At 69.8% G+C, this 12,261-nt stretch carries 9 protein-coding genes; 8 read left to right on the top strand and 1 reads right to left on the bottom strand.

Annotated elements, in window-relative coordinates:
- The first annotated feature begins 76 nt into the window (after positions 1–76).
- From KMW22_RS06200 to KMW22_RS06185, 4 genes are all read left to right on the top strand, one after another.
- Positions 77–394: a 4a-hydroxytetrahydrobiopterin dehydratase gene (locus KMW22_RS06200; RefSeq protein WP_235692659.1), complete on the top strand. Its 318-nt coding sequence runs from the start codon at positions 77–79 to the stop codon at positions 392–394.
- Positions 391–876, top strand: a complete 486-nt coding sequence (locus KMW22_RS06195; protein WP_235692657.1) for an acyl-CoA thioesterase — start codon at positions 391–393, stop codon at positions 874–876. Before KMW22_RS06200 ends, KMW22_RS06195 begins: the two co-directional genes overlap by 4 nt.
- Before the next feature lie 75 nt (positions 877–951).
- Positions 952–1,782, top strand: coding sequence for a MerR family transcriptional regulator (locus tag KMW22_RS06190; protein WP_221089153.1), 831 nt, complete (start codon positions 952–954; stop codon positions 1,780–1,782).
- Complete coding sequence (locus KMW22_RS06185) at positions 1,779–2,975, top strand: FAD-dependent monooxygenase (RefSeq protein WP_221089152.1); 1,197 nt, start codon at positions 1,779–1,781, stop codon at positions 2,973–2,975. The genes KMW22_RS06190 and KMW22_RS06185 overlap by 4 nt, the downstream gene beginning before the upstream one ends.
- Here the strand turns inward: KMW22_RS06185 and KMW22_RS06180 are convergent.
- Positions 2,957–3,610 carry a cyclase family protein gene (locus KMW22_RS06180; protein WP_221089151.1) on the bottom strand — a complete coding sequence of 218 codons (654 nt, stop codon included), beginning with the start codon at positions 3,608–3,610 and terminating at the stop codon, positions 2,957–2,959. The two genes, KMW22_RS06185 and KMW22_RS06180, sit on opposite strands and share 19 nt — an antisense overlap.
- Positions 3,611–3,686: 76 nt before the next feature.
- Here KMW22_RS06180 and KMW22_RS06175 point away from each other — a divergent pair, with 76 nt between their 5' ends.
- From KMW22_RS06175 to KMW22_RS06160, 4 genes are all read left to right on the top strand, one after another.
- Positions 3,687–6,077 (top strand): tetratricopeptide repeat protein, encoded by a 2,391-nt coding sequence (locus KMW22_RS06175; protein ID WP_221089150.1) that lies wholly within the window; start codon positions 3,687–3,689, stop codon positions 6,075–6,077.
- 140 nt (positions 6,078–6,217) lie between these two features.
- On the top strand, positions 6,218–7,801 hold the full coding sequence (locus tag KMW22_RS19635) for a S8 family serine peptidase (protein WP_221089149.1): 1,584 nt from the start codon (positions 6,218–6,220) through the stop codon (positions 7,799–7,801).
- 101 nt (positions 7,802–7,902) lie between these two features.
- Positions 7,903–10,326, top strand: a complete 2,424-nt coding sequence (locus tag KMW22_RS06165) for a hypothetical protein (RefSeq protein WP_221089148.1) — start codon at positions 7,903–7,905, stop codon at positions 10,324–10,326.
- On the top strand, positions 10,323–12,215 hold the full coding sequence (locus KMW22_RS06160; protein ID WP_221089147.1) for a S8/S53 family peptidase: 1,893 nt from the start codon (positions 10,323–10,325) through the stop codon (positions 12,213–12,215). Before KMW22_RS06165 ends, KMW22_RS06160 begins: the two co-directional genes overlap by 4 nt.
- Positions 12,216–12,261: the final 46 nt, after the last annotated feature.

Here is a 12,261-nt window from a genome sequence, read left to right as displayed (position 1 = left end):
CTGGCAGGTGTTTCGGGCCCTGCACCGCGTCCCGCCTCCTGCCTCCTGCAACCCGCTGCCCTCTACCATGCCGGGTATGCCGTACGACCCGCGCATGAACTACGACTCCAGCCGCAAGCTCACTGACGGCGACGTGATGGACCTCAAGCCCGAAGGTTGGTGGGGCGACGCTGGCAAGCTGTACCGCGACTTTGCTTTTCCCAACTTCATGGCGGGCATGCGCTTTGCCATGCAGGTGGCCGAACAGGCCGAGGCGCGCGGCCACCACCCGGATATTCACGTGCATTACCACTACGTGCGCGTCAACTTCTTTACCTACGATGCGGGCGGCGTGACCCAGCAGGACATTGACGCGGCGCGCGCTGTAAACGAACTGGCGCAGGGCGAGGCTTGAAGCTCCGCATTCCCGATGCGGACGTGCTGTGGGACAGTCTGCCCAGCGCCCGGCGCTTTGAACATATGCTGACCGTGGGCCCGGAAGATCTGGACGACCTGAACCACGTGAACAACACCGTGTACCTCACGTGGTGTGAAACCGTGGCCCGCGAACACGCCAGCCGCCTGGGCATGGGCACCGCCGCCCTGATGGCCCTGGGCGCGGTGCCGGTGGCCCGGCAGCATGTCATCGAGTACCACCGCCCCGCGCTGCTGGGCGACCACGTGCGCGTGCGCACCGCCCTGACCCTGCACGCTGGGGTGCGCAGCGTGCGCGCCTACGCCCTGGACCGCCTGAACCCCGGCGACCCACCTGAAGGCCTGCGGCTGGCCGAATGCCAGACCGAGTGGGTGTGGGTAGACCCGGGCACCGGCCGGCCCAAGCGTGCGCCCGCCGTGGTGGGGGAGACCTTCGGCTTCTCGGCCGGCCCCACCGGCTAGGCCCACCCGCCCACGCCCCCCTTGCACTTGACGCCGCGTCAACCCGTAGCGTGGCAGGCAAGGGGAGGTGCAAAGGTGTTCTCTATTGGCCTGTTTGCAAAGCTGGCGCAGGTAACCACGCGGCAGCTGCGCTTTTACGACACGCTGGGGCTGCTGGTGCCCGATCAGGTGGGGCCGGGGGGGCGGCGGGCCTACAGCGCGGCGCAACTGCCGCAGCTGCAGCGCATCCTGGCCCTGAAGGATCTGGGCTTTTCCCTGGACCAGATTCGTGGCCTGCTGCAGAGTGGCGTGAGTCCCGAAGAACTGCGCGGCATGCTGCGCCTGAAGCAGGCCGAGAGCCAGCAGCGCCTGCAGGCCGAAGCCGCGCGCTGGCGGCGCATCCAGACCCGGCTGGAGTACCTGAACCGCGCCGGGCACGATGACCCGGCGGTAGTGCTCAAGGCGGTGCCGGCCGCGCGCTGGGTGCGCACGCGGGCGGTGGTGAGGGGCCCCGCACAGGCCGAGGCCCTGTTCAGGCGTGTCTCGTCGGCGCTGGGCGGGGCGCCCTTTGCCCCAGACAGCCCCTTCGTGGGCCTGATTCACGACCCGGAAGGCGGGGACGGTGAACTAGAGGTGGAAGCCGGGCGGGTGCTGCCCGTGGGCCGCTGCTGGCCCGGGCCCCCGGGGCCCTTCGCCCAGGCCGAACTGCCGGCCCACGACCTGGTGGCCGCCGCGCTGCACGCCGGGCCACCCGATGACCTGCCGCTGGCGTACCGCGCGCTGGCGCAGTGGCTGGCCCAGGGCGCCTTCGTGCGGGCCGGCCCCGCGCGGGAAGTGCTGCTGTGTCCCCCGCAGGGTCCAGACGGCCAGGGCGCCGTGACCGAGGTGCAGTTTCCACTGCGCGCGGCGGCTGGGGGGCCGGCATGAAGTCCCCCCGCAGCGTGCTGATCTCGGGGGCGGGCATCGCCGGGCCCGCCGTGGCCTATGGACTGCGCCGGGCCGGCTTTGCCCCCACCCTGGTGGAGCGGGCGCCGGCCCCCCGCCACGGCGGCCACCTCATTGACTTCTGGGGTGTGGGCTACGACGCGGCCGAGCAGCTGGGGCTGCGCGCGGCCCTGCACGAAGACGGCTACGCGGTCCAGGGCATCCGCTTCGTGGACCGCCGGGGCCGCCCGGTGGTCACCCTGCCCGCCGGGGCGCTGGTGCCGGCCCACCACCGGTACGTGAACCTGCGCCGGGGTGATCTGGCCCGGCGGCTATGGACGCTGGTCGAGCCGGAGGTTGAACCGCTGTTCGGTGACCACATCACGGCCCTGGTCCCGCAGGGTGACCGGGTGGGGGTGACGTTCGCCCACGCCCCACCCCGCGACTTTGATTTGGTGATTGGGGCCGATGGCCTGCATTCCCCGCTGCGGACCCTGGTGTTTAGGGAACCCCAGGACGTGGTCCGGCTGCTGGGCTACTGGACCGCCGCCTTCACCGTTCCCGATGCCCAGGCAGGCGAGCCGGGCACATACCTCAGCTTCACGTCGCCGGGGCGGCAGGTGGCCCGCTTTGCCCTGCGCGGGGGCCATAGCGCCTACTTTCTGCTGTGGGTGCAGGCCGGGCGCCCGGCACCCGGAGTCGGCGCACCCGCCCAGCGCTGCCTGCTTGAGCAGGTGTTTGCCGACTGCGGCGTGCTGGGCGAGCAGATGTGCGCGGCCCTGCCCGGCGCCCAGGACCTGTATCTGGACATGGTGGCGCAGGTGCGCCTGCCCCGCTGGCACAGCGGGCGGGTGGCCCTGGTGGGCGACGCCGCCTATGCGCCCTCGCTACTCTCGGGGCAGGGCTCAGCGCTGGCGCTGGCGGGGGCCTTTGTGCTGACCCATGAGCTGGGGCAGACGCCGGACGCGCCCGGCGCCGCCTTTGCGCGGTATCAGGCGGCCTTTGGGCCGTTCGTGGGCGCCAAACAGCGGACAGCGGTGCGCTTTGGCCCCTGGTTTGCGCCCCGCACCCGCCTGGGGCTGCACCTGCGCGGCGCCGCCCTGCGGCTGCTGGCCCTGCCCGGCGTGGGGCGTGCACTGGCCGCGCGGTCGTTCCATGACCACTTTGCGCTTCCCGGTCAGGTGCCGGCCAGCTGATCCGGCACGCTGCCAGCGGGCAGCAGCACGGCGCGCGCCGGGGCGCCGTCGGTGTCGGTCAGCGGCAGCGGCAGGCACACCAGGTCGTACTCGCCGTCCGGCACCCCGCCCAGGGTCAGGCCCTCCAGAATGAACACGCCGGCTGCGCGGCAGGCGTGGTGGGCGTCCAGCGTCTTGCTGGTCAGGGGGTCCACGCTGGGGGCGTCGGTGCCCAGCAGGCGCACGCCACGCTGGGCGGCCTCGTGCACGAAGGCGGGCGACAGGGCCACGAAATCCTCGGGGAACACCGCCCAGTGGGCAGGCTGGCCGGTGTGCAGCAGCAGTCGGGGCGGCAGCTGCGCCGGCAGCGCGGCCAGCACCCCTGGCTCCACCACCGGGCCGCCCACCGTCAGCACCCGGCAGCGGCCCAGGTACACCGGCAGGGGCACCTCGCCCAGCCGCTCGCCGGCGTCGTCGTAGTGCCAGGGCGCGTCCACATGGGTGCCGGTGTGGGTGCTGGTGTGCAGCACGCCCGTGTTCACGCTGTCGCCGCCCGCCATGCGCGCCCCTGGCCTCACCTCAAAGGGGGCGTCGCCGGGCCAGTTGGGATGCCCGGGGGTCAGGCGGCGGGAAATATCGTGGGGGAAACTCAGCATGGCGCTGAGCATACCCAGGCTGCGTCCGGGGCCGCGCCTCTTGTGGCGACGCCCACCCATCGCAGACAATGCCGGTATGACCCTGCGGACATTGGGGAGCCTGTCCGTGGAAGGCGTGACCTTCCGGCGGGAAAAGGTGCTGCTGCTGCTGGCCTACCTGTGCCTGGAAGGCCCGCAGCCCCGGCGCCGGCTGGCCGAACTGTTCTGGCCCGAGGCCGCCAACCCCATGAATTCCCTGGCCCAGCATCTCGTGCATCTGCGCGGGCTGCCCGGCGCCCTGGCTGAAGACGGCCCCCGCGTGGCCGCCGGAATGCCCTGTGACGCCGCCCTGCTGCGCGAGGCTGCCCGCCGTGGGCGCGCAGGCGAGGCGGCGGCCCTGTACGGGGGCGCCTTTCTGGACGGCCTGGGCATTCCCCTGGGCAATGACCTGGAGGAGTGGGTGTACGACACCCGCGAGGCCCTGGCCCTGGAAGCGCGCGCCGCGCTGCTGACTCTGGCGTCGCAGGCGGCGGCCCGGGGCCAGCGCGAGGGGGCGGGCGAATACGCGGCGCGCGCCCTGGGCCTTCCCGGTGCCCCACCCCCCGACGAACTGGACCTGCCCCGGCTGCACCACTACCTGACCCTGGCCGGGCACCCGCTGGCGACCCAGGTGGAGCGCGACGCCCGCACCCTGGGCCTGGACCTGGGCGCCGCGCCGCAGCTGGACGCCGCCCCCTTCGTGGGCCGGGACGCCCAGCTGGCGGCGCTGGCGGCGCTGGCCCCGGGGCAGCTGGCCTGGGTCAGCGGGCACGCGGGCATGGGCAAGACCGCGCTGCTGGAGGCCCTGGCCCGCAGCGGCGGCTGGACGGTGCTGCCGGGGCGTGCCGACCTGCCCTACGGCACGCTGGCCCCGCTGTGCTCGGCGCCCCCCGCCAGTGCCCACGCGGCGCTGGCCCCCCTACGCGACCCCCACCTGAAGCTGGCGGTGGACGGCTGGGAACAGGTGGACGAGGCCACCCGCGCTGTGCTGGCCCAGGCAGCCCGCACCCGCCCCGGCGCCGTGATCGTGGTGACGGGCCGCGCCCACCCGCCCTTTGATGTGGACCGTCACCTGCACCTGGGCCCCCTGACTGAAGACGAACTGCCCGACCCCGCGCTGCACCGCCAGACCGACGGCCACCCGGTGCTGGTGGGCGCGGCCCTGCGCGGCCAGCCGCTGGACCTGCGCCTGGGGGCCCGCGTGCGTGCCTACCCCCCCGCCACGCGCGACGGCTTCTTGCTGCTGGCCCTGCAGGACCAGCCGAACCTGCGCGCCACCCGCGCCGCCCTGGGCCAGACCGCCGACGACTTTGCCCGCACCCTGTCCTTCCTGACCACCGAGGGCCTGACGAACGAGGCTGGGCGCGTATACGCCGCTGCCGCCACCCGCGAGCATCTGCACCAGATTCATGTGCACGCTGCCCTGCTCCACCTGAAACTGGCCCGCGCCCTGCCCGAAGCCGATGCGTGGCCCCACTATGAGCAGGCCCGCGACCTGTGGGAAGACCACGACGAGGTGCGGGCCGCCCGCGCCGCCTGCTTGCGGGCCCAGACCCTCTTGAAGCGCGGGTATCCCGGCCCGGCCGCCGCCCTGCTGGACACGCTGCGGGACGTGCCTTCGCTGGCCGTGCCGCACGCCTGGGCCCTGATTGGCGTGGGCCGCTACAACGACGCGTATGCCCGCCTGGAGGCCTTACCCGAACAGCCCCAGACCCGGCCGGACGTGCTGGCCGTCCGCGCCACCACGCTGGTGCGCCTGGGGCGGGTGGACGAGGCGGTGGCGCTGGCCGATCAGATTAAAGGCAGTGGCCCAGAAGCGGCGCATGCGGCGAGTGTGAAGGGAAATGCAGCGCGCATCCGGGAACAGTGGGCGGAGGCCAGACGGCACAGTCAAATGGCCGCTGACCTCTGGCAAGCCAATGGTGACGACGAGCGGGAACTGACAGAGCTGGTAATGGTGGCCCGGGCACATGTGCGCTTAGGGGCTGAGCCTCAAGCTGCGTTTGCAGAAATTCTTCAAGCTGCCCGCGACCTGCCCAGTGTGCATGGACTGGCACTCGTTAATTTGGCTCAAGTTCTTCTTGAGACTGGACAATCAGCCGAGGCCAGCGAAATCATGTATCAAGCTGTAGATGTTCTAACGCTCTCCGGCGATCAAATAGGTCTCGCCTCGGCGCTCGGTAATTTGGCCGTCTCCCACCATTTGCAGGGACAGCTAAGAGAAGCTGCAGAACTGTACAGACGGGCTTTGCACTATCTGCGCGGAACAGGAAACGTTCGTCATCTGGGGCAAACACTGAGCAATCTCAGCGAGATTGAGGGTGACCTGAGCGCGTTCGAGGACTCGCTGCACATGTTGGAGCAAGCCGGGCATCACGAGCTTGTGGCGCAGATCAGGCGCAACGCCCATATAGCGGCCCAGAGCACGGGCCAGCCGTTGCGGTCTTAACCCCGTGGCAGCTGCTCATGCCGCGATCATGCCCACCCTGGCACTCTGGGCGCAGGAGGACAGACATGGCAAAAAGGCGCGGGTGGATGTGGGCAGGGGTGGTGGCTGGGCTACTCGGACTATGTAGTGGAGGCTGGGCCGTGGCTCAGAATCAGACAGCGGTGGCTGGCGGCGCCCGGCTGTACCCGGTGGCTGCCGCGCCCGGCGACACGGCCTGGATTATTGGCAGCAGCACTCTGGGGGAACGCGGCACCCTGTGGGTGGGCGGACAGGCCACCTCTTTTTTGCGCGACCCGGCCTCGGGCTGGCTGGCCTTTCAGGTGCCGAAAACGGCGGCGGGTGGGCCGCAATTTATTAGCGCCCAGGGGCCGGGCCAGCGCAGTGCCATGGTGCTGAATGTGCTGCCTGCCGAAGCTGCCGCGCAGGACGTGGTGGCCTACATTGCGCCGGGTACGCTGAAAACTGTGCAGCAGGAGTACGCCGAACGGCTGCGGCGGCTCTCCAGCAACTGTCAGAAGACCTGCCCGCAACAGGTTCGCGCCGTCATTGACCGGCTGGCGGTGCTGGGCGTGCCCAGTTTCGCCCCGTTGGCTTCGGCAGTGACGGGACAGCGGGTCGCGTCCGGCCCCCTGACCGTGGCGCCGTCCACTGCTGTTCTGACCCCCCAGGTACTTCAGAACCTTGACCTACAACGACTGGTGCCGTCTGCCGTACCAGCCCGGTCTGCTTCATCGTTCTGCACCTCGCTGGCTGGAATTTTCCCAACGGCTGGTCTGCCCACCGGTCAGGTGCTGACGGTGCTGGGCCTGCTGTTCGGGCCAGATATGCAGGTGGACCCGACTGCTTACGGCCACCCCGACCAATCTGACGCCCCCTACAAAAACGGCAAACCCACCGCCCTCCTCAACAAGTTCATTGGATTGAAGGGAGGCAACGGCAAGGGCGTCACCGTTCATATTCTGGACACCGCCACCGCTTCCGCCGACGACTACGTGTTCCATGCCTCGGGTGCTTCCGGCCCGGCGATGTACTACAGCACGCCGGTTGAAGGCCGTCCCCTGCATGGTCAGGCGGTGGGGCAGATCGTGCGGGCGGTGGCCCCCAATGCCGCGCTCAGCTACAAGCAGGTCTGCGACAGGGACGGCAATTGCGCCACCCTCAAAGTCGCCCAGGCCCTGTGTGCCGTAGCGGCCGAGGCCCGCCGTGGCGGGCGGCATGTGGTGAACCTCAGCGCGGGGGGGCCGTACCCCACCGTGGGCGTGCAGTTGGCCCTGCGGGAAGTGGCGGCGGCCGGCGTGCCTACTGCTGCCGCCTATGGCAACCGCGACGACTGCATGGGCCTCAGCAAGGGCGACCGATGCTGGCATTTCCCCGCCGACTGGACAAAGGACTTTGAATTCGGCCCGGGCATTGCTCTGGGCCACACCACCCTGCGCCAGACCATGCTGTTCAGTGTGGCCGGCTGGGACATTGCCACCGGACAGATGGCCACTTACAACCGGGGCACCGGGACCCCGGGCGTTACAGCCCTGGCCCCCAGCGTGCAGGCCCCAGGCGAGTTCTGGCTGGGCGGCTGGCCCTACTTCGGCACCAGTTTTGCCGCGCCAGTGGTCAGCGGCGTGCTGGCCAACTGGATGACCTGCAAGCCGGGCGTGCCCCTGTTGCCCCTGATCACGGCCCCGGGGCAAGCCCCGCTGCTGCCTGCCGCTGTGAATCCCTGCTAGGCCCCTTCAGTTCTTCGCTCGAAGGGCCGCCGGAGATGTCTTGGCGGCCCTTTCCACATCCTGGCTTGACGCCCCTGGACGGCAGGTCACTACAATGCTCTATGAAACTTCTCACGTTCGGGGGCCTGTCGGTGCAGGGAGCGGCCTACCGCCGCGAGAAACCCCTGCTGCTGCTGGCGTACCTGTGTCTGGAAGGCCCCCAGCCCCGGCGCCGGCTGGCCAGCCTGTTCTGGCCCGAAGCCGCCAACCCCATGAACTCCTTAGCGCAAAACCTCATTCGCCTGCGGCCCCTGCCCGGCGGAATCAGCGAGGAAGGGCAACGGGTGGCCGCCGGACTGGAGGCCGATGCCCAGGCCTTCCGCACCCATGCCCGGGCCGGGCGCTGGGCCGAGGCGCTGGCGCTGTACAGCGGCGCCTTTCTGGGCGACCTGCCGCTGGCCCTGAACCCCGATCTGGAAGAGTGGGTGCTCGAAACGCGCGAGGCCCTGGGGGCCGAGGCCCGCGCCGCGCACCTAAGCCGGGCCGAGGACTGCATGGCCCGGGGCGAGCGCACACCCGCCACCACGCACGCCGAGCAGGCGTATCACACCCCCGGCGCCCCCCCCTGCGCCACCGAAGACCTGCCCCGGCTGTGGGCCTGTGTCGCCGACCCGGCCCATCCCCTGGGGGTGCACCTGCGCCGCGAGGCCGATGAACTGGGGCTGACCCTGCGGCCCCCCGCCCCGCACCCGGCGCTCCCGCCGCTGCTGGGCCGCGCCGCCGAACTGGCCACGCTGGACCGCTTGCCGCCCGGTGAACTGGCGTGGCTGAGCGGGCCGCCCGGCATGGGCAAAACAGCGCTCCTGCAGGCCCTGGGCGCGCGGGGCTGGCGGGTGCTGCCGGCCCGCGCGGGGCTGCCGCTGGCCACCCTGGAACCGCTCAGCCCACGCCCCCTGGGCAGCGTGGAGGGCGCCCTGAACCTGCTGCGCGATCCCCGGTTGAAGGTGGCCGTGGATGACTGGGAAGACACCGACGACGCCACCCGCGCCGCCCTGACGCTGGCGGCCCGGCAACGCCCCGGCGCCACCCTGATCGTGGCTGCCCGCCAGCCCCCGGCAATCCTGACGCCGTACCATGTGCCCCTTTACCCCCTCAGTGCGGCGGACCTGCAGGGCCACCCGGGGGCCCACGCCGCCACTGGGGGACACCCGGCGCTGCTGCAGGCCTTCTTGCGCGGCCAGCCCCCCGAGCGCACGCTAGACGCCCGCCTGACCCTGCTGGGCCCGGACGCCCGGCGCCTCTTCCTGGCGCTGGCCGCGCAGACCACCCCCGACCTGAAGGCCACCCGCGCCGCCCTGGAGCTGGGCGCGGCAGCTCTGGCCCAGACCCTGGACCTGCTGGTGCGCGAGGGACTGGCCGCGCCGGACGGGACTCTCCGTGCCAGCAGCCCGGCCCGGCAGCTGCTAGACAGCGCTCCACTGGACACTGCCCTGATTCACTTGCGCTTGGCACGGGCCAGCCCCACGGTGGCGGCGTGGCCCCACTGGCAACAGGCGCGCGACCTGTGGGAGGACCATGACCAGACCGCCTGTGCCCAGGCGGCCCATTGGTACGCCAGCCAGGAACTGGGGCGCGGCTACCCAGGCCGGGCCGCACAGACGCTGGAGGCCGCGCCCCAGACCCCCGAGGTGCGGCTGCTGCGCGGCTGGGCGCTGGTGCATCTGGGCCGGTATGGCGAGGCCCGGGCACTGTTTGAAAGTCTCGACAGTAGTCCAGCCGCGCAGGTCGGTTTGGCCTCCGCGCTGTTTCGCAGTGGTGAGAATGCGCGCGCCGTGACTCTGGCGAAGCCCTTTTGCCTGGGCAGCACGCCGCTGAACGCTCAGGCCGCCTTCGTGCTCGGTCTGGATGCCCGCTACCGAGAAGACTTTGCGCAGGCGCGGCAACTGTTCGCGCGCTGTGCCCACATCTGGCACCTTCATGGCGAGTTGCTTGAGGCTGCCCAGGCTGCGTCGCTGGCGGCTGCAGCTGCCTGTCGGCTGTCAGCCGGGAGTGTGCAGGCCCTCTTCGCCCCCGTGTTGCTCGCAGCGGGCGACCATCCGGCGGCGCGGGGCTTTGTGCTGATCAACTACGCCGTCGAACTTGAGCGCATGGGCGAGCTCTGTCAGGTGCCTGCGCTACTGGAGCAGGCAGCAGCGGTCATGCGGGAAGCGGGCAACAGCAATGGCGTGGCCATCGCCTTGAACAATCTGGGGCTCCGCCACCACCTGAACGGCGACCTGAGCGCGGCTGCCGCTTGTTACCGCCAGACCATCGAGCTGACCCTGAATACCGGCGACGTGCGTCTGCTGGGACTGGCCCTGAGCAATCTCTCGGAACTGGAGGCGGACCTGTCGGGGTTTGAGGACGCGCTGGCGTTTCTGGAGCAAAGCGGTCAGGACGCCACGGTGGCCCTCATCCGCCGGAACGCCAGCATGGTCACGCCGCCGGGCAGTCACGGCGTAGTCACGCCGACGGGTGCAGGGTGGGCGGTGGAGGAAATGACATGAAACGACTGCTGGCTGCCTGCATCCTGCTGACCGCTTTGCCCCAGGCCAGGGCCGCGACTGTGGCCCCGAGCTTCGCGGTGGCTGGAACGTCCATGCGCCTCAACCTGACCCAACCGCTGCCGCCCGGCACCCCTGAGCTGTTTGTGGGAGGACAACGGGTTCGGGAGGTGCGGGGCGATGGCCGCACCTGGGATTTCCGCTTCCCGGATCAGGTACTTCCAGGGCCGCAGCCTGTGCGGATGGTGCTGAATGGTCAGTTCGGGCGGGCGCAGGTGGTGGGATGGGTCGAGGCCGTTCAGACGTCGCCTGGACTCGTGACTGTCGTGAGAAACCAAGAGACTGGAGCCTTGCCCTGGACAGAGGTTGCGCTTCGCGACCTTATTGCCAGGAGGGTTCAGGCCCCGCGTCAGCCAAACAGCTATTCGGCAACCTACCTGAAGCTGCTCAGGGGCTTAAAGATCGAAGATCTACGGATGACAAGGCCGCTGGACCGATCATCTTACCGTGTGGGGCTTCCAGAAGCACTCCTGGAAGACGTGCAGCGGTGGAAGCTCAGTGGTGTCCCCGCGTTGCCGCCTGAACTGCTGGCGGCGCTACGTCAGCGTTTGCCTGTGGGCGTGCGGGCGCAGGAGCTGGCCAGCGTACTCCAGAACCAACAGGCCACCGTTCGCAACGCGTTGCTGCCCACCCTGACTTACAAGGTGAAGCTGGAATCGCTGCAACAGGCGCCGGACGTTCCTACTCAGGGGGGGGCCGTCCTGGCTTTCACCCCGGCCGGGGTACCGGGCCTCAATGTGCGCTTGCCTCCAGCGACCTCTTCAGCCGCAGCGATGCAGACGTCGATCTGCGGAAAGCCTCGCGTGCAGATCAAAGCCACAGGCGAGCAGGTCGCAATTCTGGCCGATTTGCTGTACATGGATAAGGCCGTAACCCTGGACCCCACAGGCTACGGAATTCCTTCGCAGGCGCCGCCCGAGTCGGGCGCGAACGCAGCCCTGACGGTCACGGGTGTGATCACTACGGCGGGGCAGCGTCTCAACGGCGCAGCGGCGGGGCGGGGCGTCAAAGTGTATGTCGTGGATTCAGGGCTCAGCAGTAACGCTCCCGCTGGTCAGGGGCCGGCCAGTCCACAGGCACGGCAGGCGTTCGCCAGCCACGGAGCGGCCGTGGCACGCATCATCTCCGACATGGTGCCGGCCGCTGAGGTCATCCTGGCTCCCGCGTGTACGGATGAGGGGGTGTGTCATGGCGACCTGATCCTGCAACACCTGTGTGAAGCGGCCAATCAGGCGCGCAGTGGCCCGGTGGTTGTTAACCTTAGTCTGCACTTGCCCTACCGTTCGCCTGCCCTGAAAAAGGCGCTGGCCGAAGTTACGGCTGCTGGGGCGCTAGTGGTGATGGCCCACGGTAATAGAGATCGGTGTGAGAAGGCCACCACCACTGCGCCTTTCAAGGACCACTGCAATGCCTATCCGGCGGACTGGACCGGGCGGCCAGTGACCGGGGTACCCTATCCCACCGACGAAACAGGGACGGGCTTCCAACGCAATCACCGGCTGTTCAGTGCGGGTGGCTGGGACGTGGCAGGCGCAGGGAAAGCCGAATTTGGCCGTGAAGGATCTGGACGACCCTACGTGCCTGTGACGACACCCACGCGCTATCTTCCCGGAGCTTTCGAATACACGCTGGCCGCTGCTGCGGAGCCCCGACTGTACGAGGGCACGTCTTTCGCCTCGCCGGTCCTCGCCGCGTTACTGGCCAATTGGATTTCCTTACAGCCAGCGCCCCATCAAGGGCTGACGCCTGCTCTGGAGTCTTACCAGCCGGGTCAGCCCGAGAGCCAGATTCTCCGCTACGAATGGCTGCTGAATGTTGCGCCCCTGAAGTAGCGTGCTGGTGGAGCAAAGCTGGCCTGACGCCCCAGAGGAGAGCACA

The sequence above is a fragment of the Deinococcus aquaedulcis genome, assembly GCF_019693445.1.
GTDB classification, from domain to species: domain Bacteria; phylum Deinococcota; class Deinococci; order Deinococcales; family Deinococcaceae; genus Deinococcus; species Deinococcus aquaedulcis.
The sequence above is the reverse complement of the archived record's forward strand: the minus strand, read 5'-3'. Positions and strand labels throughout refer to the sequence as shown.

What these genes read in the sequence shown, in the direction of transcription:
- KMW22_RS06200 (WP_235692659.1), top strand. Translation starts at nt 77, where the DNA reads ATGCCGTACGACCCGCGCATGAACTACGACTCCAGCCGCAAGCTCACT.
- KMW22_RS06185 (WP_221089152.1), top strand. Translation starts at nt 1,779, where the DNA reads ATGAAGTCCCCCCGCAGCGTGCTGATCTCGGGGGCGGGCATCGCCGGG.
- KMW22_RS06180 (WP_221089151.1), bottom strand. Translation starts at nt 3,610, where the DNA reads ATGCTGAGTTTCCCCCACGATATTTCCCGCCGCCTGACCCCCGGGCAT.
- KMW22_RS06175 (WP_221089150.1), top strand. Translation starts at nt 3,687, where the DNA reads ATGACCCTGCGGACATTGGGGAGCCTGTCCGTGGAAGGCGTGACCTTC.
- KMW22_RS06165 (WP_221089148.1), top strand. Translation starts at nt 7,903, where the DNA reads ATGAAACTTCTCACGTTCGGGGGCCTGTCGGTGCAGGGAGCGGCCTAC.
- KMW22_RS06160 (WP_221089147.1), top strand. Translation starts at nt 10,323, where the DNA reads ATGAAACGACTGCTGGCTGCCTGCATCCTGCTGACCGCTTTGCCCCAG.